This window comes from Bacillus sp. RC51 (assembly GCF_044908115.1).
GTDB lineage: Bacteria > Bacillota > Bacilli > Bacillales > Bacillaceae_G > Bacillus_A > Bacillus_A mycoides.
This window is the reverse complement of record NZ_JBIYCW010000006.1, coordinates 1-25,059: the sequence shown is the minus strand read 5'-3', so window position 1 is coordinate 25,059 and position 25,059 is coordinate 1. Positions and strand designations below refer to the sequence as shown.

Here is a 25,059-nt window from a genome sequence, read left to right as displayed (position 1 = left end):
CTGTATAAAAAACGTTTTCATACATTCTATTTTTGTAGTTTTATTTCAGTAATCGATTTATACTTCGGCGTTTCCTTAACGTGAGATTCATACAAAGTAATCGTATCTGCTTGAAATGATGTTACAGGTAACTCTTTTACATTTGTCAGATCAAACACTTTTTCTCCTACCCATTTACGCGCAACAGTAATATGTGGATGATAAGGACGTGTCTCTAGAGAGAAGCCATTTTCTTCACAAATTGTATGCACTTGCTTTTGTAAAGTAAACAAATCTTGATTATCACTTATCCCCGCCCAAAATATACGAGGCTGGTCCACCTGTCCGAATGTAGAAAGTCCTTGTAACGTGAACGATAATTCCGTTTTTTCTGTAAGTGTTTGTAATCCATTCTTTATTCCTTCTAACTGTTCCTCTGTCGCACTTCCTAAAAATGAAAGGGTAATATGATAGTCTTCTTCATGTACCCACGAGCGAAATGGTAATTCATCCTTCATTTCCTCTTTATAATTAGAAAGAATTTCTTTTATATGACGTGGTAAAGTTACTGCGACAAAATAATGCGGCACCATCTACATCGTCTCCTTTATGTTATTGTTGCTTTTCTTCCTTATCTCATTCAGCTAAAAAGAATCCGCCCTCTAAAGTAGAGAGCGGTCATTATTTACATATCTTTTATTTCGCTAATTCATGAATTGCCTGAGCATAAATCGCTGTCGCTTTTAATAAATCTTCAATTTCAATGTACTCATCTTTTTGATGCGCAAGTTCTTCTTTTCCTGGGAATAACGGGCCAAATGCAACGCCAGCTTTCAATGAACGAGCATAAGTACCACCGCCAATTGCTAACAATTCAGCTTTTTCACCAGTTTGTTCTTCATATACACGTTGCAAAGTACGAATTAACGTATGATCTTTGTCAACGTGATGCGGGCGAGAGTTAGAATAATCCGCTACTTCAAATCCATGAGTACCAACATATTCTTTTAACTTTGCAATTGTTTCTTCAAAGTTAGTTGTAACTGGATAGCGTACATTTAATCCTAAATTACCACCGTTTTCTTGCGAGTAAGACAAGCGACCAACATTCACTGTTAACGGCCCGCTAATATCATCTTTATAAGAAATACCAGCTTTTTCTCCAATAATATCACCCGTAAATGTTTCTGTTACAAACGAGGCAAATGAAGCCCCTTTTCCATCAAGAGAAACTTTCGTTAAGAAGTTTACCAATAATAAACCTGCATTTTCTCCCTTTTCCGGAGTAGATCCGTGAGCTGAAATCCCTTTGATTTGCAACGTCACCGTCTTTCCTTCTACAAGTGCTTTACCTATTTTTTTAGCAGTTTGTAAATACTCCTCATATGCTACTGTAAGTGTATTTACATCTTCTCCTGTAATAACTGCTTCTGCAAAATCAGGAACCATATTTAAACGACGACCTGACTCAAATGAAATAAGCTTAAATGTGCCTTCTTTCTCTTCGCCACCACTTTGCACAACTTGTATGTCAGAAATTCCTTTTTCCGCATTAATAATCGGAAAATCTGCATCCGGCGCAAAACCGATTGTTGGCATTTCTTCATTTTTAAAATAATGATCTACACACTTCCAATTACTTTCCTCATCGGTTCCTAAAATCATACGAACACGTTTTGAAAGAGGTAAGCCTAATTCTTTAACGATTTTCATCGCATAATAAGCTGCCATCGTCGGCCCTTTATCATCAATTGCACCGCGTGCAAAAATCTTCCCGTCGCGAATATCCGCACTATACGCAGGAGTTGTCCAGCCATCTCCTTCTGGTACAACATCAACGTGACAAAGAATACCTACTAGTTCTTCTCCTTGTCCCATTTCAAGATGACCTGCATATCCTTCTAAATTTTTAGAAGCGAAACCTTCTGCTTCTCCTTTATGTAACATGAAAGATAAGGCTTTTTCTACACCTTCACCAAATGGTGCGCCCTCTTTCGCAGATTCTTCTTCCCATACACTTTTAATTTGTAAAAATTTTTGTGTATCACGAATTAAATCATCTTTTCGTTTTGTAACTTCTTCTGTCCAATTAATCGTCGACATCACGCATCCATCCTTCACTATATTGTCTCTTTCATCATAGCAAACGAAAATCTCTTATGCCATACATGAAAACCTAATAACGGACAATTGTAATATTTCAGATATTTCTTATTAGTTTTTCTTTTATTTTTTTAAAAAAATTTGCAGGAATTTGGCGTTTTACGTAGAAATTTATGAGTTAGTTGACTGACCAGACATAAAATGTCAACTACCAATATTTTTCTATATGAATATTTGTTAAACTTTTGTAAAATTTAAGTAAGTTAAAGCATGAATTTTATCATGTAGAGTACAATGGTAGTAACGACCTTCTTTCCTGAATGGGGTCAAAAAAACTAGTAGAGGAGCGGTTTTCTCTTGAAACCTACAACTACTCGTATGCTAACACGCATTAAATCAATTTATATGTACATCAATGAAAACGGTACGGTAACAACGAAAGACCTTGTAGATGAGTTCGGGATCACACCGCGAACAATACAACGTGATCTAAATGTGTTGCAGTTTAATGAACTCGTGTATAGCCCTTGCCGCGGCAAGTGGACAACGACAGGAAAGAAAGTGAGAATGACCTCATAATAAAAAATAATTGTATGTAAATAAATACATCCCCCTTTCTAACTCATTAGAAAGGGGTCTTTTCTATACTTTGAAATTGGCGTTACTTTTCGTTATCTACTTGATACGTCTTTAACATTTCTACTTCTTCATCTGTTAATTCACGATATTGCCCAAGTTCTAACTCTTCATCTAACATTAAAGGTCCCATCTCTGTTCTCTTTAAATAAACTACTTTTTTCCCTACCGCTTCAAACATACGCTTCACTTGATGGAACTTTCCTTCTGTAATAACGAGTTCAATCTCAGAAATATCATCACTTTTTAAAATTGTAAGTTCGCCTGGCTTCGTTTCATAGCCATCTTCTAAAATTACACCTTTAGCGAATTCTATTACATCCTCTTCCGTTACAACGCCTGAAATGTGTGCATAATATTTTTTCGGCACATGCTTTTTCGGAGATAATAGTTGATGCGTTAACTTCCCATCATTTGTGATTAATAAGAAACCTTCTGTATCAATATCGAGCCTTCCAACAGGGAATGGATCGAAAATCGCATCTTCTAATTCTAATAAATCTATTACTGTTTCGTGGTTATCATCTTCTGTCGCTGAAATAACACCTTGTGGTTTATGCATCATTAAATAAACAAACTCTTTATATTCCACAACTTCACCGTGAATCATAACCTCTTGCTCTTCTACATTCACATGAAACTTCGCATCTTTCACTGGCGTTCCATCAATCTTCACAACGCCGTCTTTCAGTAATTTCTTTACTTCTTTTCTACTTCCGTGTCCCATATTCGCTAATAATTTATCTAATCTCATGTTCTTCACCTTCTTTATTTATCATAGAAAAGGGGACGTATTTACGCCCCTTTTGATTTCAACTTTATTTTGAATCTACTACCAAGTTTACGCTGGATTTTCTCTAAAGCTTCTCCGCCAAATACTCTTTCTAGTACTCCTGTGCGAATCGCTAACAATCCGTAAACAAGACCACCAATACCTGCACAAATCGCAACTGTAATAAGAGCACCAATACGGCCATCAGGCGAAATCATGAAGGATAGAAGCCATTGTGATAGTTTTACAGCAATAACCATTACAAGTGTTAAGACTGCAATTTGGAATGTTCTCTTATATACAACACCAAATGAATAGTGTGCGTGTTTTTTGATTTGTCTATTCGTATACCATACGGAAGCTAAGAAGCCGACTGCAGTAGCCAAGATCGCCCCAACTGTACCGAAATAACGAATAAAGATTACGTTACATGCAAATTTCAAAATAACACCCATCACAAGCGCAATAACCGCATGTTTCTGCTGGTTAATCCCTTGCAGAATTGCTGCTGTTACTGTGAATAAAGCGAATAACAATGCAACTGGCGCATACCACATTAATACTTGTCCACCTAGTGGGTCTGAATCGTAGAAAGCAGTGTAAATCGGATATGCAAGTGTAGAAATACCGACAACTGCTGGCAATGTTAAAAACATATTCGCCTGGAATGTTTGTGTAATTTGTAATTTCAAATAACGGTATTGCTTTTCAGTAAATGACTTTGTAATCGCTGGCACGAGCGTTAAACTAAACGCTGTTGCAAGTGATACTGGAATCATAATTAATTTATGCGTCCACATCGTGAAAATACCGAGTGCTCGCTCTGCGATATCTCCTTGACCAATCGCCTGCATAATAGAGTTAAATGTCAATGTATCAATTTGTTGATATAAAGGAATTGTTAATCCAATTACAACATAAGGGATTGCATATGCAAACAACTCTTTAAACAATTGAGCGGTACTTACCGTCGATTCTGGTACAGTTTGCTCAATTAAATATTGATCCAAATATTTTTTACGTTTTAACCAGTACCAAATTAATACGCCAAGTGCTCCAACTGCTGAAACGAACGCAGCGAATGTCGCAACCCCAACTGCCGTTGCTACTGTACCGCCAAGTACTTTAATAACGATGAAACTACCCGCTAATAAAAAGACGATACGAATAATTTGCTCAATAATTTGTGAAACCGTAGTCGGTCCCATCGATTGGTGGCCTTGGAAATAACCACGAATCAAACTTGCTGCCGGCACAACAATAAGCGCAAAACTTACGAGGCGAATAATCGTCGTAACTTCTTCTATCTTATTTTGTAAACTTTGTTTACCAAGCATTGCTTCTGCAAATAATGGTGCGGTCATGTACAGTACTAAGAAGGAAAGAACTCCTGTTACTATCATCATAACCATTCCCGAGCGGAACATTCTCCGGCTCGTTTTATAATCTCCAAGTGCATTATATTTGGAAACAAACTTAGAAACAGCAAGCGGCACTCCTGCCGTTGCGATACTTAAAAATATCGTATATGGAATGTATCCATATGTATAGAGCGTTCCGCCTTCTGTGCCTACTAATGCATGAAACGGAAAAACGTAAATCATGCCTAAGAACTTTACTAAAAATGTCCCTAACGTCACAATAAGCGTTCCGCGCAGAAATTTTGAATCGGACATACGAAAATCCTCCTACATCTACAATAAAGTGAAACTATAATTAGTGGGAGACTCCCCTCCTACTAATCATTCGAGCATTTACGGACCTTTTTAACTCCCTCTTTACTTCTCATAAATCTTAAGATAGTAGTCTTATTGCCCATAAATAGCAGGATAATGCTGAACTCTAACTTTTGTATTGTACCACAATTCTCCTCTTAAGCAGTACTTCACTCTATTTTTCTTTTAAGGGAAAACATGCTATTCTTTTAGGCAGGAAATGTAGAAAATGAGGTCGATATATTATGCATTATGATGTTATTGTCATCGGCGGCGGTCCTTCAGGGCTAATGGCTGCAATCGGTGCTGCTGAAGAAGGCGCAAGCGTCTTACTTCTTGATAAAGGAAATAAACTAGGACGTAAACTTGCGATTTCTGGTGGTGGTCGTTGTAACGTAACGAACCGTCTACCACTTGATGAAATCGTTAAACATATACCTGGAAATGGTCGCTTCTTATACAGTGCTTTTTCTATTTTCAGTAATGAAGATATTATTACATTCTTCGAAAATCTCGGTGTACAACTGAAAGAAGAGGATCATGGTCGCATGTTCCCCGTATCAAATAAAGCGCAATCTGTTGTAGATGCACTGTTAACACGATTAAAAGACTTAGGTGTGAAAATACGTACGAATACGCCTGTCGAAACGATTGAGTATGAAAACGGTCAAACGAAAGCAGTTGTATTACAAACAGGCGAAGTGTTAGAAACGAATCACGTCGTTATCGCTGTTGGCGGAAAATCTGTTCCTCAAACTGGTTCTACTGGAGACGGATACGCTTGGGCTGAAAAAGCTGGGCATACAATTACAGAACTTTTCCCAACAGAAGTACCAATTCTTTCAAACGAACCGTTTATTCGTGACCGCACATTACAAGGCCTTGCTTTACGAGATGTAAACTTAAGTGTATTAAACCCGAAAGGAAAAGTTATCATTTCTCATAAAATGGACATGCTTTTCACTCACTTCGGCCTATCTGGTCCTGCTGCTCTTCGCTGTAGCCAATTCGTTGTGAAAGCGATGAAAAAGTTTAAAACGAACACAGTGCACATGAGTATCGATGCATTGCCAGAAGAAAATAGTGAGCAACTGTTCCAGCGCATGCTGAAACAAATGAAAGAAGATCCGAAAAAAGGAATTAAAAACGTTTTAAAAGGCTATGTTCCTGAACGTTACTTCCTATTCTTATTAGAAAAAAATGAAATTGACGGTAGCGAACAAGCTGGACAAGTTTCTCATGAGAAGATTCGCGCACTTGTGAAAGACTTTAAAGAATTTACCGTCCATGTAAATGGTACGCAGTCAATTGAAAAAGCATTCGTTACTGGCGGAGGTGTATCCGTTAAAGAAATTAACCCGAAAGAAATGGCTTCGAAATTCACGAATGGTTTATACTTCTGCGGAGAAGTTCTTGATATTCACGGTTATACTGGCGGCTATAACATTACATCTGCCCTTGTTACTGGCCGAATTGCCGGAACAACCGCTGGACAAAATTCAAAAATGCAATATTAAAGAAGAAACAGGGACTCCTGTTTCTTTTTTTAGTATGTTGGAATAGCAAAGTAATACACGAAATTATATCGGCGATACTTTAAATATGTCGACCGTTTCTTCAAAAATATCCCTTCCTCCTAACTTCCCATTGCTTTTTTGTTGCTTTATATACCTTAGTACCTTTATATTTTATATTGTTGAATATTCGAAAAAGGGTAAGGGGAAAACAAATGAGAAAAAAAGTCATGATGTCTTTAATGCTAATGACGTTTCTTTCTGCGGTAGAAGGAACGATTGTTAGTACAGCGATCCCTCGTATAACGAGTGATTTGTCAGGCGTCGAACTTGTTAGTTGGGTATATGCAATCTATATGCTTGCAACAGCTGTTTCGACTCCAATATACGGAAAGCTAGCTGATTTATTCGGCCGTAAAAAAGTTCTGCTCATCGGAGCAACAATCTTCTTAATCGGTTCTGCACTTTGCGGAGTCGTTACATCAATGGAACAATTAATCTTCTTCCGTGCTCTTCAAGGTATAGGGGCTGGTGCTGTTATGCCGATCACAATGACGATTATTGGAGACCTATATAGCGAAGCGAAAGACCGTGCGAAAGCACAAGGCTGGATGAGTGCAGTTTGGGGTGTATCTGGTGTTATTGGGCCGTTAGTAGGTGGATTTTTAGTTGATTCTCTTTCTTGGCGCTATATTTTCTTCTTAAACGTTCCTTTTGGAATTATCGCTTGCTTAATGTTTGCCACTTCTTATAAGGAATCTGTTAAGTCCGCCGCTAAGCAACATATCGACTATCTTGGTGCGACAGTTTTCTCATTAAGTACAATTGCTTTACTATACGCATTATTAACAGGTAGCAGTAAGCAAAACTGGGGAGACATTTCAATTATCGGCCTATTAATCTTTGCCGCTGTTTCATTCATTATTTTCTTATACATCGAGAAAAAGTCTCCGGAACCATTAATTCCGCTAGCACTTTTCTCTAACCGTACATTATCTACAATAAACATACTAACACTTATTGCTGGCGCAATGATTATTAGTATTACAGTGTATCTTCCAATTTGGAGCCAAGGTGTTTTAGGAAAAAATGCGACAGAGGCTGGACTCATTTTAATGCCGATTCCTGTTATGTGGACATTCGGTGCTATGTTCTCCGGCAACTTAGTTGGCAAGTTACAAACGAAACAAATTATTTTACTTGGAGCTAGCATTTTATCAGTTGCTACTTTCTTATTATTTACATTATCAACAGATTCACCATCATTCCTTATTTATGTTGCAGTCGGATTATTCGGCTTAGGAATGGGGCTTGTTACACCAATTTACATGGTAACAATTCAAGCAGCTGTACCGGCGAATACGCGCGGAACGGCAGTTGGTTTAAATACATTTATTAATACATTTAGTCAAACACTAGGAGCTGCAATCTTCGGAACGATCTTCAATACGATGATTCATGCACGCGGCATTAAAAACCTTGATCTTGTTTCTTCTGGCGGACATGGAGGGGCTACAGCAAACGTAGCAACCGAATCACAATCCGCATTAGCATCAAGTGTACACGTCATTTATATGAGCACTTTCGTATTAGCGGTATTCACATTAATTATCGCTTGGATCCTATTAAAGCCAGCTAAACAAACAAGTGAACAATAAAAAGAGGATGACCATTTTGGTCATCCTCTTTACATAAAATCTACTCTTCATTCTCCACAATATGTTTAAGCATGGACAATTTATTATCCCAAAATCGTTCATAATACGAGAGCCACTGCTGTAATTCCTCTAATGGTTCTGGATGCAAACGATATATCTTCTCTCTTCCGCTCTTTCTTCCACTCACTAAATTCGCTTCTGAAAGAATATGAAGGTGCTTTACAACAGCAGTACGACTCATCGGAAAATGATCCGTTATTTTTGAAATCGGTAACTCTTTGTCACTTAATAACCGTATTACTTCTCGGCGGGTTGGATCAGCAATTGCTTGAAATACATCATATTTCGCTACTGATGAGGACACTTAGCCTTCGACAACCTTTTTCAGTTTTTCATTTACAATCGCTACCCAGCCGCCGCTCATTCTTTCGTGAATAATAGAGCTCTTCGCATTTGGTTTTGGGAGGATTTCATCAGGATGTTTCCAGCCGCCGTGAATTAACGTAAATTCTGTTTTACTATCTCCTAAGTCTTTCAAATTAAATGAAACAATCCAACCATCTGTATCCCATGAGAAAGATAAATGATTTGGCTCATCAATCTCTAACACTTTACATGGTGATGGTCCAAAAGGTGATTGCACATGAAACTCATGTCCTACCTTTAATTCAAAATCATTTGGCATAAACCATGACGAAATTCCTTCTGCAGTTGATACTACATTCCATACCTTTTGAATAGGCGCGTTAAAAACGATTGTTTGTTTAATATCATTTAATGTATTTTGTTGTTCCATTTTATATCTCCTTTATTCGGCATTAAAATATAACACCTTTTAGTTTCACTTTAACAATATAACACCTTTTGGTTTCATGTCAAGAAAGACTCTTTTTCACTGTTGAGAAATTCTCAACATTTTTTCAACAGGACAAACACCCTCTCACCATTCCTTCATAATATACTCACAAAGGCAATGAAAAATAGAAAATTCCCTCAACATGAACCCTATCACTCCTATTGAGAGAAGCGCCTAACTTATCTCATCTGTACTTCGTCTCTCCTCCTTCCCTCGGGGACAATACGCGAGATATGTAAAGATCAGAAGGAGTATGCCCGCCATTTGGGTAGGTAGTTATTTCTCTTCTCCTCAACATTTCCTTAGGAGCGAAATGACTACCGACCCACTTTTTTAAACAAAAATAAAAAGGAGATGAAAGCTATGTTCTATTGCATTAACTGTTCCGAAATTCACCATGAAAAACACCCGAATGATAAAGTTTTCAAAAACGGTTTTTATATTGATCCATTTTTAGGTGATCGTTATCACCTCGGTATGTGCACTGATGCTCAAGATCATGAAACAGGAAAAGTTCTTTTAACGGAAAAGAAAACAGGCGCAACACAATCTATTATGAATATTTTACCGACACATGTTGTCCCAACGTAAAGCATAAAAAAGAGCTGGCTCCCCAGCTCTTTTTTATGCTTTATAAACAATCATCGCTGAAAAACAATAAATTTGATTTTCATCATCGTTAATTGAAACACCAACTTGATACTTTATATCTACAAAATTTCCATCATCAATTTTTTTCAAAAATACATTTACAGCGTCTTCTAAGTCCTTTTCATGACTTTCATCAAACACTTTCACACGAATCATGTTAACACCATCCTAGATCGCAGCCCTCCGCCGCTTGTTTATTGCCACGGTGCGTATCTATGATGCGATAAAACTTTCCATCTTCATATATATATCCGTCTTCTAACACATATTGTTTATCTTCAGTATAGACATAAAACTTACCTATCATAAACTTACTCGTATATAATTCCAAATAATCTTGCCTAAATTTAGCTACAACTTTATTTGTAATATCAATTCTAATTGTGCGCCCCACCTTCTATCCCTCCCTTGCAAAGAACGGATTTAGGTATATTGTATTAGCGATTTTATATTTTATGCTTAAAAATAAGTGGATATGCTCTCTTTCTGCGCCTGTACTATTTTTCTAAAAAAATTCCCCCTATTTATTCAACTTATAAGAGCAAAAAAACAAACAAAAAAACGACTTTTATATATTGACTACAGCATATCAGATGTGATATTATATAAAATTTGACATTTTTATCCTAGTATGTTATCATTAAAAGTAGTTACCACATACGGAGGTGGATGATTTGTTTCAAATTGGTGATAAAATCGTTTATCCAATGCACGGTGCAGGAATCATCGAAGCAATTGAAGAGAAAGAAATATTAGGCACTACGCGTCAATATTGTGTTATACGCATCATTAGTAAAGATATGCAAGTAATGCTTCCGATGAATCAATTACAAAAATCAGGTATACGTTATATCGTCGATAAAGGTACGTTAGATGGTATACTTCTTGAATTTCATCATGGGGAATCAGACCCCTCACTCTCTTGGAAACAAAGATATACAATGAATATGGAAAAAATGAAGAACGGCAATCTTCAAGATAGTGCAGAAGTTGTTCGTGATTTACTTCGTCGCAATAAAGAAAGAGCATTAAATGCGAGCGAAAAACAAATGCTAGATAATGCGCGTAAAATGGTTATTAGTGAAGTTGCGCTCGTACAGAATGTTTCAGAACATCAAGCAACAGAATTTCTTCAAGATACAATCAATCATTAATTTTAAAAATAGCCGACCGCTATTTTTTTTTGCGTAAAAAAGGCCAAAGAGTTAAATCTCTTTGGCCTTTCATATTACCCACGCCCCGCTTGAAACGATGGGTATAAAGTCATTCCACCATCTGCAAATAACGTAATTCCAGTTACGTAACTTGCCTCTGCTGAAGCAAGCCACGTTGCTACTGCTGCGATTTCTTCAGGTTTTCCAATGTAACCCATTGGAATCATACTTTCTACGTCGTCACGTTTTTTCGGGTCAGCAAATTTTTCAGCATTAATTGGCGTATTAATTGCACCAGGCCCAATATTATTTACCCGAATACCTTTTGGTGCATATTCTAACGCTAACGTTTCTGTCATAAGCTTAATCCCCCCCTTACTAGCCGCATAATGCACAAATAATGGCCACGGGATTTTCTCATGAACACTAGACATATTAATAACCGAACCTTTAATATCGTGTTCCACAAAATATTTAATCGCTTCACGACTTCCTAAAAAAGCACCTGTTAAATTTGTATGAATTACTTTATTCCAATCCTCTAACGGCATTTCATGCGACGGTACCGCGTTTTCTATCCCCGCATTATTAATCATAACGTCGAGCGTACCAAACTCTTTCACAGCAGATTGAATGAGATTTACAACATCTGCCTCGACCGTCACATCACCTTTTACAGCAATCGCTTCTCCACCTACCTTTTTTATTTCTTCTAATACATCGTTCGCTTCTGACTCTCTTGAGCGATAGTTAATAACAACTTTCGCCTTCTCTTTAGCAAATCTTACTCCCATGGCTCTTCCAAGACCAGTTGCTGATCCTGTAATAACGACGACTTTCCCTTCTAAATCGCTATACATTTTAATACCTCCTTAACCTTTCGCAATCCCCAGCATAATTCCAGCTGCAATAATAAAAACGATACCAATAACAATCCCAATTAATTGACGCTTCGTTTTCCTTTCACCTAATATAAAAATCCCCCCAAGCGTCGAAATAATAATTCCCATTTGTGAAAGGGAAAAGCTTGTTGCGACCCCAACTCTTGGCTGCGAAATGAATAAAAACATATTTCCAGCTGCCCAAATCAATCCTGGAAGAATATTTCGAATCGCATATTTATTGAATGGATGATGTTTAAATGTGAGTAAAATCCCGCCTAATACCATACCGACCGCTTGTGGTAATAAAGCCGACCAACCGTTCACGTTAAATAACCGGATAACTACTACGTAAACTAAATAACCGACTGTTGAAATTAATAAAATAATAATTCCTTTTTTGAAATTTCCTGCTTGCTCTGCATTCTTCTCTTCTTTACTTTGAAGCGATGTTAAAATAACCCCGATAATAATACAAACGAGCGCCAAAACTCCAAGAACGACCGATATCGTCGTTGACCATTCATGAAACACGATAACCCCAAATAATGTTGTCGCGACTAATTGAAGCCCTGTTGAAATCGGCATCGTTCTAGAAACACCCATTAAATCAATACTTTTTAATTGATTCGCTTGACCAAGTGCCCAAAATAAGCCAGATACAATTCCAACTCCAATAACGGTCGGAGTTAATACCGGCTTCATAAAAATATAAACGACAATTGAGAAGATAAGTGCACCGAACGTTGTACCGAGCGTTTGACTATACGGTCCCCCGCCTAGTTTCACGTTAAATAGCACAATACTCCCCCAAAATATAGCTGGTAAAATCGCTAAAAGTATATCCATCGCTCATTACCTTTCTCTACAAAATGTCATAGGTTATCGCTCTAAATCATTAGAGTGAGCTTTTATTTTTTCGTTTTTTCGTGCACAAATCTTTTCTACAATAGCACCAGAAACATTCTTTTCTCGCTCCACTTTCTTTATCTTTATGTGATCTAAATTGTCTTCCAAAGTAAGTGTAACTTTATCATTCGGTGGATTATGTGCCCCTTGAAATGTAAGAAATTGTATCGTAACTTCAAACCTAGGAACAAACTCATCTTTCTTGCCTAGACGCTTTATATTTGTAACTGAGTCACATTCATATTGATCTTCTGTCACTTGCCTTATAACCGAGTAATATCGATTCAGTAACGCACTTTCTAAAAGCTGTTCCGTCGATTCCTTTGCCAAAGAATTGCTTGGAGAAAAGAAAAAAACAGAACATATCATTGCAATCATTACACATATCTTTTTCATAACTTCCTCCTTTTCCTATAGGATAGTGTTCTCCAAAATGCCATAAAAAAACGACTTTCCCTATTTAGGAAAGTCGTTTTTTATAGCATAAATCCAATATTAACCACCACTCACTGGTGGTATTAGTGCAACTACATCACCAGTGTGTATCGTGTCATCTTCATTTGCGTACTCTTCATTAATCGCAACCATAATTGGCGCTGACACTGGTACATTATATTCTTTCGCAACAATATCTTTTAACTCTGCAACAGTAATATTTTCTTTCTCTATTTGTAATTCACTCGTTCCTGCTTCTTCTTGCAAGTTCGCAAATAACAATACTCGAATCATATTTATAACTCCTTCCCAGGCTCTCCTGCTGGATATGGTGTTTTTTCTAATTGGTCACCAATCCATGAGTCACCATCTTCCCAAAACTCCTTTTTCCAAATTGGAACAATTTGCTTAATACGCTCCATAATATATTCATTCGCTTCATAAGCCTCTTTACGATGAGGCGTTGATACAGCAACAACAACCGCTATATCAGAAATTTGCAGCGTGCCGATGCGATGCGTAATCGCAACATGTGTACCGGGCCACTTCTCCTTCACTTCTGACCCAATTTTCTGTAGCATCTTTTCTGCCATCGTCTTATAAGCTACATACTCTAAGTATAGTGTACGACGCCCTTTCGTAAACTCCCTAACTGTCCCGATAAATGTTGTAACAGCACCACATTCACGGCGAACTACTTTCTTTGTCACCTCTTCAATCGAGATTTCTGTATCAATTACTTCATAATACGTATTTATCATTTTGCACCCCTAGCCGTTTGTAAAAACCAGTCTATATACAATTTTTCTTCTGTTATATGAAATACTTTATATTCTTCTCGTACATTTGACGAAGCATCATACCACGTAATAACTGCCGCTATATTTTCTACTTTATGTAAAAGTTCAGCGTCTTCCGCAGAACGAAGTAACACTACTTTCGGATAGTTCTCAGCTTTATAGCCCTCTATTAAAATCGTATCTACTTCAAAAAATTCGTACAAGCGGATAATTTCTTGCAAGGGCCATTCATCTCGCAAAGAGGACAAAGATAGTAATCCGGCACCTTCTACACTACTTACTACAGCACCAGCTTTTCTGTGTCTTTCACTATCTTTTTGCGCTACTTCAGGAAAGCCCCCGTGACCATGATGTTTAATTGTAGCAACCTTCATTTCTCTTTCAGTTAATGCATGCACCATCTTCTCTACAAGTGTTGTTTTCCCGCTATTTTGATACCCTACTATTTGTAAGATTGAAGAGGCTTTGTCCACGGCCAATCACTTCCCTCAGAGCATTCTAACAATAATACAGACACTTTCATTCCTGCTTCAAATCCTCTCGTTCCTCCAGGCAGCACGATAAAAGCATTTGTATCCGCAAGTGAAGAGACCGCACTCGATTTATCTAAACCGACTGGCATCGCTTGTAGTGCCCCATTAACAATACTCGCTTTCGCTCTTACAAAACGAGTAAACGGATTTGGTTTCGGGAAATCTTTTTGTAAAATAGCATCAGTTCTATATACGTGAGGCTCCTTCGCATGCAAATACGTTTTCATAATTGGATGCACAAATAATTCGAAACCTACATAACAAGCTGACGGATTACCTGATAAACCAAAGAGTAGCTTTCCATCAACTTCAGCTACTGTCGTTACACTCCCCGGTCTCATCGCTATTTTATTAAAGAGTACATTCGCCTGTAACCTTTCATAAATAGCTGGCAAATAGTCGTAATCCCCTACTGAAACACCGCCCGTTGTAATTAAAATATCAACCTTATCCATCGCTGATTTAACAGCTGTAAAACATGCATCTAACTCATCGGCAAGTTGTCCATAGTAACGCACTTTCCCGCCAGCTTTCATAATTTGAGCGGCAATCATGTAAGAGTTACTATTTCTAATTTTCCCTGGCTCTAACGCCTCATGCACTTCTAGTAATTCACTTCCTGTCGTTACAATACCGACAACAGGCTGTTTTACAACTTTCACAGTGCTATATCCAAACGTCGCTAATAATGCGGCAACACCTGGATTGATTACAACACCTTTCTTAACGAGGACTTGATTTTGTTTTATATCTTCTCCTTTAAACGACACATTGTCACCGTTTTGGAAAGGACGTTTTAACTTCATATATGTACTTTCGTTCCTATCGAATCCTTCCGTCAGTTCTAGCATTACGACTGCATTGCAATCTTCTGGAATAGCTGCTCCTGTCATAATACGAACCGCCTGAAAAGCCCCTACTTCTTCTGCAAAAACAGATCCTGCTCCGATCTCTCCTATTACTTCAAATTCAATCTGCTGCTCTTGACTCGCTTCCTTCGTGTCTTCTGCTCGAATTGCGAAACCATCGTAAGGAGAACGATCAAAGTGAGGAACGTCGTGATCTGAGACAACATCCTCTCCAAGAATCCTCCCGTAACTTTCTGTAATAGAAACTTCTTCTACTTCACCATGCTTAGCATATTTCATAACCCGCTCTACAGCCTCAGCAACTTGAATCGGGATTCGTTTTTCTACCATTGTTTCTCACCTCATATTTGCAAAATATCTAATCTCGATTACACTTTATATATTAAATCGCAATTACTTCAAGGAGGAATTCCATGTCTTCATTCACACATTTCAACGACCAAGGGCGCGCTAAAATGGTTGATATAAGTGACAAAAAAATAACCGTTCGAACAGCAATAGCATGCTCTAGCATTCTCGTTTCGAAAGAAATTTTTGATAAAATCTCACGCAACGAAATTGGTAAAGGTGACGTATTAGCCGTCGCACAAATCGCAGGTATTATGGCTGCAAAACGTACTTCTGATATTATCCCAATGTGCCATCCTTTATTATTAAAAGGTGTTGACGTCTCTTTCAATTGGAAACAATCAGAAGAACAATATCGACTACTTATTGAAGTAAAAGTTAAAACAGAAGGTAGTACCGGCGTTGAGATGGAAGCTTTAACAGCTGCTTCCGCTACCGCTCTTACTGTATATGACATGTGTAAAGCCGTTGATAAGGGTATGATTATTGGCGAAACGTACTTACTTGAAAAAACGGGCGGAAAAAATGGAGATTATATTAGAAATTCTTAATCCTACCTTTTCCATTTGAACCTAAAGGACTCTCCTTTAGGTTCAACCTATATATCTTGCATATAGTCGTTTTGCAACATTCATATCATTCGTACCATGAATAAACGCCCTACCATCTGTAAATAAAACAAAACGATATTCTTCCACCGGAAATGACAATAAATATGGCGTTGCTTTTACATCCACACTTTTTTGTAAGCGCTTTTTAATTTCTTCTAAATTAAAACCCTGACGCACACCTGGACGGATTTGAACTGTATTTCGCCCACATAATACTTCTGTTTTCGTTTGTGCTTCAAATGTTAAACTCGGATATGTACGTAACTTTCCACAAGATAAACATGTATCCTTTTTCTGCCTATTCACTTTAAATGCCATCTGCTGATTATTCCAAAGATCAAATGATAGCATCGTTTCACGAAGTGCCTCAAAATCTTCTACTAATATTTTCAAGGCTTCCGTTATTTGATGTGCAACTACTAATTGCACTGCTGGCTGTATAATACCGGCCGTATCACATGTCGCTCCGCTCGCTGGATGCTCCATTAAACATCGAAAACACGGCGTTTTTCCTGGCAAGATTGTATAAGTTACTCCGTAGCTTCCAACGCATCCTCCATATATCCACGGAACGTTATACATCTGCGATATATCATTAATAAGAAGGCGCGTTTCAAAATTATCTGTCGCATCTAATATTAAATCTACACCTTTAATTAATTCTTCCATTTCGTGCACCGTTACATCAGTCACAACCGGTACAATTTCTACTTCGGAATTAATTGCCTTTAAATGTTCTGCTGCCGCTATTGCTTTCGGTTTATAATGCTTTGCATCTTCTTCTGTATATAATTGTTGCCTTTGTAAATTACTCCATTCTACATAATCACGATCCGCAATTGTTATTTTTCCAACACCTGCTCTAACAATTGCTTCTGCATTCGCTGCTCCGAGTGCACCAGCACCGATAACGAGCACATGCTTCCCTCTTATTTTCCGTTGCCCTTCTTCCCCAACACCAGAAAATAACATTTGTCTTGAATATCGCTCTTGCATACGACATCCCCCTTTCTTATCCTCCTATATAAGACATTTCAATTTTCGGACGATTTTTCGCACTTTCTTCTGTCCGTTCATCTGAATATCGATCTTTTCTATTCTTCCATACATATTCTATAGCTTTTAATAACTCATTATCCGAAAGGTTCTCCCTCAGAAGTTTCCTTAAATCCATTCCTTCTGTCGCAAACAAGCAAGTATAAAAATTTCCATCTGCCGAAATTCTTGCTCTCGTACAAGAAGAACAAAATGAATCAGAAACAGAGGTAATAAAACCAACCTCTACATTCGTTCCAACGTATCGATACCGCTTCGCAACCTCACCAAAATAATGAGCTTCAGCTGGCTCAATTGGATACACCCCATGAATCATATCAATTAATTCTCGTTTCGTAATAACTTGATCAAAATTCCATCCATTCGTACTGCCAACATCCATAAACTCAATAAACCTAAGCGTGATTCCTTGTTCTTTAAAATACGTAGCAACCGGAAGTACTTGATGATCATTCATTCCTTTTTTCACAACCATATTTACTTTCACTTCAAGGCCTGCTTCTTTCGCTGCCATAATTCCTTTTAACACTGGCTTCGTATTCATATTCCGGCCATTAATTGCGCGGAACACATTATCATCTATCGCATCCAAACTAACATTTACTCGGTGTAACCCAGCTTCTTTTAACGCCTTCGCTTGCTTCGTTAAATGAATCGCATTTGTCGTTAATCCTATATCTACTAAACCGTCAATTTTCACGAGACGTTCGATAAGTTTTGTTAAGTCCTTACGGAGCAAGGGTTCGCCACCAGTAAGTCTAATTTTCCGTACACCGATGCTAACAAATACTTTTGCTAATCGCTCTATTTCATCAAATGTCAGTAAAAACTCATCTTTCAAAAAAGCATAATCAGGACCAAACACTTCCGCTGGCATACAATACGTACACCGTAAATTACAACGATCAATGACAGAGATGCGTAAATCTTGAAGTGGGCGTCCGAAAAAATCTTTAACCTTCTCCTGCATCGCCACTCTCCCTTTCTGCCAAATTTATACCTCTCTTCATTCTATTATAATATATTTTTGAACCGCGATGTTTTTGCTAAGGTGAATAAAGTGAAACTTTAATCAGTGGGGGTTTTGTCCATCCCCACTGATTATTAGCCCACAAATAGAGGGATAAAAAACCTTGAAACATAAAAGTTCCAAGGTTTTTTTGCTTATTAACTTAATCTAATAATAGTTAGAGTAGCTCCTGGCGTTGTCGTAGATAATGTAGCTATTGCAACTAATCCAAATAACTGCAGACTAATAGCAGCTCCAGCAGGCAAGTTAGCAATTATTGGTGCACTAAATGAACCAGTAGCCACTGTCGGGGAGTTTATCGTTCCCGCAAGCGGACTGCCATTTACGGTTATACGAGAACTGACAAGTAATCCTGCCGTTAAATTAATTGTATAGGCTATATAATAATTCCCTGCATTCGCAACTGTAAATACAGTATTTCCACCACTAACAGTTATTCCTGGTCCAATATTTTGATTGTTCGGTAATGAGATATTCGTACCGCCTAATAAAACGGAAATAGCGGTTCCTGATGTATTATTCGCAAATGCATACGTTGCAGTTGTACTAACTCCAGTCACTCCAGTCACTCCAGTCACTCCAGTCACTCCAGTTACCCCAGTCGCTCCTGTTGGACCCGTGCCTCCCGTTGGACCTTGAATTCCTTGTGAACCTGTCGCTCCTGTTGCTCCCGTTGGACCTTGAATTCCTTGTGAACCTGTCGCTCCTGTTGCTCCCGTTGGACCTTGAATTCCTTGTGAACCTGTCGCTCCTGTCGCTCCCGTTGGACCTTGAATTCCTTGTGAACCTGTCGCTCCTGTTGGACCTTGAATTCCTTGTGGGCCTTGCGCTCCTGTTGGACCCGTGTCCCCGGTTGGGCCTTGTGGACCTTGTAAACCTTGCACACCTTGCGGACCGGTTGGACCTATTTCTCCTTGCACACCTTGTATTCCGGTTGGGCCTTGTGGACCAGTCGGACCTTGCACTCCTTGTATCCCTTGAATTCCCTGTGGGCCTTGTGCTCCGGTTGCACCTGTTGCCCCTTGTATCCCTTGTGGGCCTTGACCTCCTTGGATTCCTTGAGGACCTGTTGGACCTTGGATTCCTTGCGGGCCTTGAATTCCTTGCGGACCTTGATCTCCCGTTGCTCCCGTTATACCTTGGATCCCTTGTGGACCTTGAACACCTTGCGAACCTGTTGGGCCTATGTCTCCTTGTACTCCTTGTATTCCTTGTGGACCCTGCAGCCCCGTTGCTCCAGTTGCACCAGTTACTCCAGTTGCTCCAGTTGCTCCGGTCACACCCGTCGCCCCTGTTGCTCCCGTATCTCCTACTCCTCCCGTTACACCTGTCGCTCCTGTCGGACCAGGTGGTCCACCGGATGGACCTGTCACTCCCGTCGGACCTGATGGACCTGTTGGGCCAGTCGGTCCGGCTGGGCCTCCTGATGGACCCGTTACACCTGATGGACCCGTTACTCCAGTTGCTCCTGTAGTCCCTTCCCCTGTCGCCCCTGTTGTACCCGTATCTCCAGTTACTCCTGTCGGCCCTTGGATTCCTTGAATTCCTTGTGGGCCTTGCACCCCTTGCGCACCCGTCGGTCCTTGAATTCCTTGGATTCCTTGAACTCCCTGTGGACCCATTGGACCTGTTGGACCTATATCCCCTTGAGTACCTTGCACTCCTTGCGGGCCCTCTGGACCTGTTGCTCCTATATTCCCTTGAACACCTTGAACTCCAGTTGCTCCTTGTGCTCCGGTTGCTCCTGTTATACCTTGAATCCCTTGTATTCCCTGAATGCCTTGTGGGCCTTCTGGACCAGTTACTCCTATTGGTCCTTGAATTCCTTGGATTCCTTGTGGGCCCTCTGGACCTGTTGCTCCAGCTGGTCCTGGCACTCCTTGTATTCCTTGCGGACCCTGAAGTCCTTCTGGGCCTTCTGGGCCTGTTGGTCCTATATCACCCATTGGCCCTTGAATTCCTTGGACTCCTTGTGAGCCTGTGTCCCCGGTTGGACCAGGTACCCCTTGAATTCCTTGTGGGCCTTGATCTCCTGTTGCTCCGGTTATACCTTGAGGTCCTATGGCCCCTTGTATACCTTGCGGACCTTGATCTCCAGTTGCCCCCGTTATCCCTTGAATTCCCTGAACCCCTTGGATTCCTTGTTCACCAGTTGCTCCTGTCGGACCAGGAATACCTTGAATACCTTGCGGACCTTCTGGACCCGTTGATCCAATTGGCCCTTGAACCCCTTGTATTCCTTGCAGGCCCTGTGCTCCTGTTTCTCCTGTACTTCCACTCGGACCTGTATTTCCAGTCACTCCCGCACTTCCAGTTACTCCAGTATTTCCAGTCGCTCCAGTCGCACCTGTACTTCCACTCGGTCCACCTCCTGGCCCTGTCGCACCAGTTGCCCCAGTCGGACCTGGAGGTCCTCCAGATGGGCCAGTTATCCCTGTTGGACCTGTTATTCCAGTCGGACCACTAATCCCCTGACCAGTCGCTCCTGTTGCTCCCGTATTTCCACTCGGTCCTTGTGGGCCTTGTATCCCTTGAGCTCCTTGTATTCCTTGTGAACCTGTTGCACCCGGCACCCCTTGCACTCCTTGAATTCCTTGAGGTCCCTCTGGCCCGGTAGCTCCAATCGGCCCCTGTAATCCCTGTATCCCCTGTATACCTTGTGCCCCAGTCGCTCCGGTTGGACCAATTGGACCTTGTAACCCTTGCACTCCTTGAGGTCCTGTCGCTCCAGTTTCTCCCTGTGGTCCCCTTAATCCTTGTGGTCCCTGCTGTCCTTCTGGTCCTGTTGCACCCATTTGTCCAGCTGGCCCTTGAATCCCTTGCACTCCTTGAGGTCCTGTCGGGCCCATCGCCCCCATCGGACCTTGAAATCCCCTTGGTCCTTGTGGGCCAGTCGGGCCTTGTGGACCGGTTGGACCAGTAATCCCAATGCCAGTAAATCCCGTTGGAACGGGGGGAAAAGTAGGTCCAATAAGATTCGGTGAAATTCTGAAATTAGAGTTTAATGAATTTTGTCTATCGCGCTCTTTCACACTTTCACCACCTACACACCATCTTTTTTACTTTAAACAAACCTCTTCTTCTTAATATGTATTTACAAAAACAATCTCAAAGACTATTTTTATTTTAAATAATAAAAACTCCCTTAATTCCTTAAGGAAGTCCAGAAACTGAATCCATATTATCTGTATTAGGGACAGCTTGCGATATACTCGACACATTTGCACCTTGCCCCATGTTTGTTCCCGTTACAGTACCAGCAGGGGTACCTCGTGTATAGGTTGTCGTCACCGAATCTCCCGGTTGTAAACAAAGCTTCGTCTCCGTCCCTATTACTGTAACAACGTCAATCCAAGTGCAACCCGTTGAACCACTATACGATTTCGAAGCAGTAAATGAAGTATCACTCAAATTATCCCCTGTAAATATATTCCCAGTATTATTAACGATAATAAATTCTTTAATACGTGCAGGCATACTTACACTCTACCTTTCCTTTATGAACCTAATGTACGTGTACTCGTCGCTAATGGCGGAAGAAACACTGATGTTCTAATCACAGCTTCTGGCTGTCGTTTCCCATTTAAAAAAACAGCCGCACTCGATCCTCCAGCACCCGCATATATTTTCGATACAGCAAAAGGTGCGATATTATAACAGTCGCCAACATTAACAGCCCCTGTATTATTAATAATTTTTACTTTACGCATGTTAATCCCCATTTACCCCTCCCCCTTTTGTATACTGTATGCAAAAGAAAAAAACTTGAAACAGACTCGTTTCAAGTTTTTGCAGCTACTTATTTAGTTTCGCCTTCATATTGAAGCATACCGCCAACCATGTTCACCGTTTTAAATCCTTGCTCATTTAAATAATGGCATACATTTTCACTACGCATTCCCGAACGGCAAATAAAGATATATTCATTCTCTTTCTCAAAGAAATCCACTTTATTTGGAATATCGCCCATTTTAATATGTACAGCTTCTGGAATTTTCCCTGCCGCTACTTCTTCATCTTCCCTTACATCTACTAAAAATAATGTTTCTCCATTTTCTAAACGCTCTTGCACTTCTTCTGTAGTAATTGTTTTTACTTCTGTCATATGTAGTTCCTCCTTATATACAATAAAACCTTCAGTTTCTTCTTTAAACAATCATTTCTCATCAATTTTAGCACGCGAAGGAAGGAACGCAAAGAATGGAACATTTATTTCTCAATTTTCCAGCAAAACTTATTCTTTACAAACATAACTGACGCATTGTATCCTCAATATACTTGTTTGATGAAAGGAGCCAGTTAAAATGACACTTTTTCTTTTCATTATGGGCATCATTTTCTTAGTTTTTGCAGTTATTGCTCTTAGTATGAAAAATAATAAAAAGATAAAATCCCCTCAAGAAATGTCATTCTTATTTCTATTACTTAGTATAGCTTTCTTCGGTTTATCAATCGCTTCATATATTTTCCGTCTGCAAATCATGTAAAAAAAGGTGCCTACTATAAATCATGCACCTTTCCACATTAATTATTTCCTACACAAAACTAGATACTTTCCGGTTTAAAAACTCATAAATTTTCTTTTCAAATAAATGAACATCTAACGCTCCTGCCATATGCCCATTTATACTTTCTATCTCATATACTTCTGCGTACTTCCCTTGCTTTTGCAAAATATCTACCATTCTATAATTGTAACGAGGCGGCTGAAGTAAATCTTGTTTGCATGGAATCATGAGTACATTCGCTTCAACCTTAGAAAGAGCCTCTTCTAAGGAAGAAAATCCATGTGCAATATCATGTAATAAGACCGCTTTCGCAGTATACATCCATGAATTTGCATCTACTAAATCTATACTTTTACATGTCACTTTATTTATTTCTTTCTCAAATGATGTTAATGCAGAAAATTGTTGATACGGTTCCATTTCTATACTGTTCCGCGGGAATGCCATTTCATAAAAATGTTCATCAAATGCATTCATAAACATCATTTTATTCGCTAAATGAAGCCCCTTCATTGGTTGCTCCTCTCCGTACTTTCCGCCTTTCCAATCTGGATCAAGCTGAATTGCTTCAATCGCATTTTGCGCTACATTTCCCGACGTTATAATTGGATTTTGCGGATTCGTAATAACTCCAATCATTCGCTGCACCATATGAGGATAGTGGACAGCCCATTGCTGCGCAATCATCCCACCTGCCGATGGTCCCATTACAGCATGTAACCTAGCAATCCCCATATCTGTTATTAACTCATATTGCATACGTGCTATATCTAAAAATGTGAAAACTGGAAAATCCATCGCATACTCAAAACCAGTCATCGGATTTATCGATTTTGGCCCCGTTGTAATCACATATGGGTTCTTCACTTGTACATTACAAAGGTTATCAGTACATATAATAAAATATTTATTTGTATCAATTGCTTTCCCAGGTCCAATTAATCCGTCCCACCAACCGGCTTCCTCATCATGCTCTGTATATTTTCCTGCCGCATGACTTGTTGCACTAAAATAGTGACAAACCAAAATCGCATTTGATCTTTCTCTATTTAGAGTACCGTACATCTCATACCCCATTTGAACAGGAATCTCCCTACCATTTTCAAACACAAACTTTTTTAAAACAAACTTCTCCTTTTTTACAATTTGCACAGAATCGCCTTCTTCCCGTCATATTATGAACTGCTTACTAAAGGATTTTTTTTATGCAAACCAATCTCCTCCTTCTTTTAATAAATAAATGAATAATATACAAAATTAGCCACAAAATAGCACTATATTACAAGATCAAAGAGGGCATACATATGATTTGGAATTGGTTACGTAAGAAAAAAAACTCAAATACAAAAGAGACAGATGATTCGAAACAACAGTCTGATGATCAAAAGGAACATAACAAAGATAAGAATGACGAGCCAAAAAGTAAGGAAAAAACTGAGGATTCTTCTCAAAACAAGCAGCAAAATTCTAAGCAAGATGATAATTCTCAAGACAAACAACAAAGTTCTAAACAAGGTGATTCTTCTCAAGACAAACAGCAAAATTCTAAGCAAGATGATAATTCTCAAGACAAACAACAAAGTTCTAAACAAGGTGATTCTTCTCAAGACAAACAGCAAAATTCTAAGCAAGATGATAATTCTCAAAACAAGCAGCAAAATTCTAAACAAGAGGATTCTTCTCAAGACAAACAGCAAAGTTCTAAGCAACAGGATTCTTCTCAAAACAAACAGCAAAATTCTAAGCAACAGGATTCTTCTCAAAACAAACAACAAAACTCTAAGCAAGAGGATTCTTCTCAAGACAAACAGCAAAATTCTAAGCAAGAGGATTCTTCTCAAGACAAACAACAAAATTCTAAACAAGTGGATAATTCTCAAAGCAAACAGCAAAATTCTAAGCAAGATGATAATTCTCAAAACAAACAGCAAAATTCTAAGCAAGATGATAATTCTCAAAGCAAACAGCAAAATTCTAAGCAAGATGATAATTCTCAAAACAAACAGCAAAATTCTAAGCAAGATGATAATTCTCAAAGCAA

At 39.1% G+C, this 25,059-nt stretch carries 29 protein-coding genes and 1 pseudogene; 8 read left to right on the top strand and 22 right to left on the bottom strand.

Annotated features, from left to right (window positions below; translation table 11 throughout):
- Window positions 1-26: 26 nt before the first annotated feature.
- Both thpR and pepV read right to left on the bottom strand, forming a co-directional pair.
- On the bottom strand, window positions 27-572 hold the full coding sequence (gene thpR, locus ABH959_RS14005) for an RNA 2',3'-cyclic phosphodiesterase (RefSeq protein ID WP_113935760.1): 546 nt from the start codon (window positions 570-572) through the stop codon (window positions 27-29).
- Window positions 573-675: 103 nt separating this feature from the next.
- Complete coding sequence (gene pepV / locus ABH959_RS14000; protein ID WP_113935761.1) at window positions 676-2,082, bottom strand: dipeptidase PepV; 1,407 nt, start codon at window positions 2,080-2,082, stop codon at window positions 676-678.
- Between the two features lie 357 nt (window positions 2,083-2,439).
- On the opposite strand from pepV, the gene ABH959_RS13995 reads away from it, so the two are divergent.
- Entirely contained in the window at window positions 2,440-2,661 is a 222-nt protein-coding gene (locus tag ABH959_RS13995; protein ID WP_000805512.1) for a DeoR family transcriptional regulator, read from the top strand.
- Between the two features lie 82 nt (window positions 2,662-2,743).
- Here ABH959_RS13995 and ABH959_RS13990 read toward each other — a convergent pair whose 3' ends face one another.
- Both ABH959_RS13990 and ABH959_RS13985 read right to left on the bottom strand, forming a co-directional pair.
- Window positions 2,744-3,472 carry a pseudouridine synthase gene (locus tag ABH959_RS13990; protein ID WP_002034388.1) on the bottom strand — a complete coding sequence of 243 codons (729 nt, stop codon included), beginning with the start codon at window positions 3,470-3,472 and terminating at the stop codon, window positions 2,744-2,746.
- 41 nt (window positions 3,473-3,513) lie between these two features.
- Window positions 3,514-5,166 (bottom strand): putative polysaccharide biosynthesis protein, encoded by a 1,653-nt coding sequence (locus ABH959_RS13985; RefSeq protein ID WP_002089053.1) that lies wholly within the window; start codon window positions 5,164-5,166, stop codon window positions 3,514-3,516.
- A gap of 284 nt (window positions 5,167-5,450) precedes the next feature.
- Between ABH959_RS13985 and ABH959_RS13980 the strand changes: the two genes are divergently transcribed.
- Both ABH959_RS13980 and ABH959_RS13975 read left to right on the top strand, forming a co-directional pair.
- Window positions 5,451-6,722, top strand: a complete 1,272-nt coding sequence (locus ABH959_RS13980) for a BaiN/RdsA family NAD(P)/FAD-dependent oxidoreductase (RefSeq protein WP_088040268.1) — start codon at window positions 5,451-5,453, stop codon at window positions 6,720-6,722.
- A gap of 212 nt (window positions 6,723-6,934) precedes the next feature.
- On the top strand, window positions 6,935-8,377 hold the full coding sequence (locus ABH959_RS13975; protein WP_044444001.1) for an MDR family MFS transporter: 1,443 nt from the start codon (window positions 6,935-6,937) through the stop codon (window positions 8,375-8,377).
- 40 nt (window positions 8,378-8,417) lie between these two features.
- Here the strand turns inward: ABH959_RS13975 and ABH959_RS13970 are convergent, their stop codons facing one another.
- Both ABH959_RS13970 and ABH959_RS13965 read right to left on the bottom strand, forming a co-directional pair.
- Window positions 8,418-8,741 carry an ArsR/SmtB family transcription factor gene (locus ABH959_RS13970; RefSeq protein ID WP_113935762.1) on the bottom strand — a complete coding sequence of 108 codons (324 nt, stop codon included), beginning with the start codon at window positions 8,739-8,741 and terminating at the stop codon, window positions 8,418-8,420.
- Window positions 8,742-9,173 carry an SRPBCC family protein gene (locus ABH959_RS13965; RefSeq protein ID WP_113935763.1) on the bottom strand — a complete coding sequence of 144 codons (432 nt, stop codon included), beginning with the start codon at window positions 9,171-9,173 and terminating at the stop codon, window positions 8,742-8,744.
- 423 nt (window positions 9,174-9,596) lie between these two features.
- Here ABH959_RS13965 and ABH959_RS13960 point away from each other — a divergent pair, with 423 nt between their 5' ends.
- On the top strand, window positions 9,597-9,824 hold the full coding sequence (locus tag ABH959_RS13960; protein WP_002138690.1) for a DUF3973 domain-containing protein: 228 nt from the start codon (window positions 9,597-9,599) through the stop codon (window positions 9,822-9,824).
- 33 nt (window positions 9,825-9,857) lie between these two features.
- Here ABH959_RS13960 and ABH959_RS13955 read toward each other — a convergent pair whose 3' ends face one another.
- Together ABH959_RS13955 and ABH959_RS13950 are read right to left on the bottom strand one after the other, a co-directional pair.
- The gene (locus ABH959_RS13955) at window positions 9,858-10,040 is read right to left on the bottom strand and encodes a sporulation protein Cse60 (protein WP_000621746.1); all 183 of its coding nucleotides are present in this window, start codon (window positions 10,038-10,040) and stop codon (window positions 9,858-9,860) included.
- A gap of 1 nt (window position 10,041) precedes the next feature.
- On the bottom strand, window positions 10,042-10,278 hold the full coding sequence (locus ABH959_RS13950) for a DUF2553 family protein (protein ID WP_002089059.1): 237 nt from the start codon (window positions 10,276-10,278) through the stop codon (window positions 10,042-10,044).
- Between the two features lie 280 nt (window positions 10,279-10,558).
- Between ABH959_RS13950 and ABH959_RS13945 the strand changes: the two genes are divergently transcribed.
- Window positions 10,559-11,038 carry a CarD family transcriptional regulator gene (locus tag ABH959_RS13945; protein WP_002089061.1) on the top strand — a complete coding sequence of 160 codons (480 nt, stop codon included), beginning with the start codon at window positions 10,559-10,561 and terminating at the stop codon, window positions 11,036-11,038.
- 74 nt (window positions 11,039-11,112) lie between these two features.
- Here ABH959_RS13945 and ABH959_RS13940 read toward each other — a convergent pair whose 3' ends face one another.
- The 7 genes from ABH959_RS13940 to ABH959_RS13910 form a co-directional block, all read right to left on the bottom strand.
- Window positions 11,113-11,898 (bottom strand): glucose 1-dehydrogenase, encoded by a 786-nt coding sequence (locus ABH959_RS13940; protein WP_002015659.1) that lies wholly within the window; start codon window positions 11,896-11,898, stop codon window positions 11,113-11,115.
- 12 nt (window positions 11,899-11,910) lie between these two features.
- On the bottom strand, window positions 11,911-12,768 hold the full coding sequence (gene glcU, locus ABH959_RS13935; RefSeq protein WP_002129475.1) for a glucose uptake protein GlcU: 858 nt from the start codon (window positions 12,766-12,768) through the stop codon (window positions 11,911-11,913).
- Between the two features lie 33 nt (window positions 12,769-12,801).
- The gene (locus ABH959_RS13930) at window positions 12,802-13,224 is read right to left on the bottom strand and encodes a DUF3888 domain-containing protein (protein ID WP_002089063.1); all 423 of its coding nucleotides are present in this window, start codon (window positions 13,222-13,224) and stop codon (window positions 12,802-12,804) included.
- Between the two features lie 99 nt (window positions 13,225-13,323).
- A complete protein-coding gene (gene moaD / locus ABH959_RS13925) occupies window positions 13,324-13,557 on the bottom strand; it encodes a molybdopterin converting factor subunit 1 (RefSeq protein ID WP_002089064.1) in 234 nt (77 codons plus the stop codon).
- Between the two features lie 2 nt (window positions 13,558-13,559).
- Window positions 13,560-14,024 carry a molybdopterin synthase catalytic subunit MoaE gene (gene moaE, locus ABH959_RS13920; protein WP_002129479.1) on the bottom strand — a complete coding sequence of 155 codons (465 nt, stop codon included), beginning with the start codon at window positions 14,022-14,024 and terminating at the stop codon, window positions 13,560-13,562.
- The gene (mobB, locus tag ABH959_RS13915; protein WP_113935764.1) at window positions 14,021-14,542 is read right to left on the bottom strand and encodes a molybdopterin-guanine dinucleotide biosynthesis protein B; all 522 of its coding nucleotides are present in this window, start codon (window positions 14,540-14,542) and stop codon (window positions 14,021-14,023) included. The genes moaE and mobB overlap by 4 nt, the downstream gene beginning before the upstream one ends.
- Complete coding sequence (locus tag ABH959_RS13910; protein ID WP_404492747.1) at window positions 14,506-15,795, bottom strand: molybdopterin molybdotransferase MoeA; 1,290 nt, start codon at window positions 15,793-15,795, stop codon at window positions 14,506-14,508. Before ABH959_RS13910 ends, mobB begins: the two co-directional genes overlap by 37 nt.
- 83 nt (window positions 15,796-15,878) lie before the next feature.
- Between ABH959_RS13910 and moaC the strand changes: the two genes are divergently transcribed.
- Entirely contained in the window at window positions 15,879-16,364 is a 486-nt protein-coding gene (moaC, locus tag ABH959_RS13905; RefSeq protein WP_002089070.1) for a cyclic pyranopterin monophosphate synthase MoaC, read from the top strand.
- A gap of 42 nt (window positions 16,365-16,406) precedes the next feature.
- On the opposite strand, the gene ABH959_RS13900 is transcribed toward moaC, so the two are convergent.
- The 6 genes from ABH959_RS13900 to ABH959_RS13875 form a co-directional block, all read right to left on the bottom strand.
- Window positions 16,407-17,420: a molybdopterin-synthase adenylyltransferase MoeB gene (locus ABH959_RS13900; protein ID WP_113935766.1), complete on the bottom strand. Its 1,014-nt coding sequence runs from the start codon at window positions 17,418-17,420 to the stop codon at window positions 16,407-16,409.
- Between the two features lie 16 nt (window positions 17,421-17,436).
- The gene (gene moaA / locus ABH959_RS13895) at window positions 17,437-18,450 is read right to left on the bottom strand and encodes a GTP 3',8-cyclase MoaA (RefSeq protein ID WP_404492745.1); all 1,014 of its coding nucleotides are present in this window, start codon (window positions 18,448-18,450) and stop codon (window positions 17,437-17,439) included.
- Window positions 18,451-18,647: 197 nt separating this feature from the next.
- Window positions 18,648-21,542, bottom strand: a complete 2,895-nt coding sequence (locus tag ABH959_RS13890) for a BclA-related collagen-like exosporium protein (RefSeq protein WP_404492743.1) — start codon at window positions 21,540-21,542, stop codon at window positions 18,648-18,650.
- Window positions 21,543-21,663: 121 nt separating this feature from the next.
- Window positions 21,664-21,987 carry a hypothetical protein gene (locus ABH959_RS13885; protein WP_113935769.1) on the bottom strand — a complete coding sequence of 108 codons (324 nt, stop codon included), beginning with the start codon at window positions 21,985-21,987 and terminating at the stop codon, window positions 21,664-21,666.
- Window positions 21,988-22,007: 20 nt separating this feature from the next.
- Window positions 22,008-22,232 (bottom strand): spore germination protein, encoded by a 225-nt coding sequence (locus ABH959_RS13880; RefSeq protein WP_113935770.1) that lies wholly within the window; start codon window positions 22,230-22,232, stop codon window positions 22,008-22,010.
- A 77-nt stretch (window positions 22,233-22,309) separates the two neighbouring features.
- Window positions 22,310-22,615 (bottom strand): rhodanese-like domain-containing protein, encoded by a 306-nt coding sequence (locus ABH959_RS13875; protein WP_000141214.1) that lies wholly within the window; start codon window positions 22,613-22,615, stop codon window positions 22,310-22,312.
- A gap of 199 nt (window positions 22,616-22,814) precedes the next feature.
- Here ABH959_RS13875 and ABH959_RS13870 point away from each other — a divergent pair, with 199 nt between their 5' ends.
- Window positions 22,815-22,997: a hypothetical protein gene (locus tag ABH959_RS13870; RefSeq protein ID WP_002129493.1), complete on the top strand. Its 183-nt coding sequence runs from the start codon at window positions 22,815-22,817 to the stop codon at window positions 22,995-22,997.
- Window positions 22,998-23,045: 48 nt separating this feature from the next.
- Here ABH959_RS13870 and ABH959_RS13865 read toward each other — a convergent pair whose 3' ends face one another.
- Window positions 23,046-24,170: a homoserine O-acetyltransferase family protein gene (locus tag ABH959_RS13865; RefSeq protein ID WP_404492741.1), complete on the bottom strand. Its 1,125-nt coding sequence runs from the start codon at window positions 24,168-24,170 to the stop codon at window positions 23,046-23,048.
- A 152-nt stretch (window positions 24,171-24,322) separates the two neighbouring features.
- Between ABH959_RS13865 and ABH959_RS13860 the strand changes: the two are divergent.
- Window positions 24,323-25,059: pseudogene (locus ABH959_RS13860) on the top strand (spore germination protein); the annotation flags it as partial.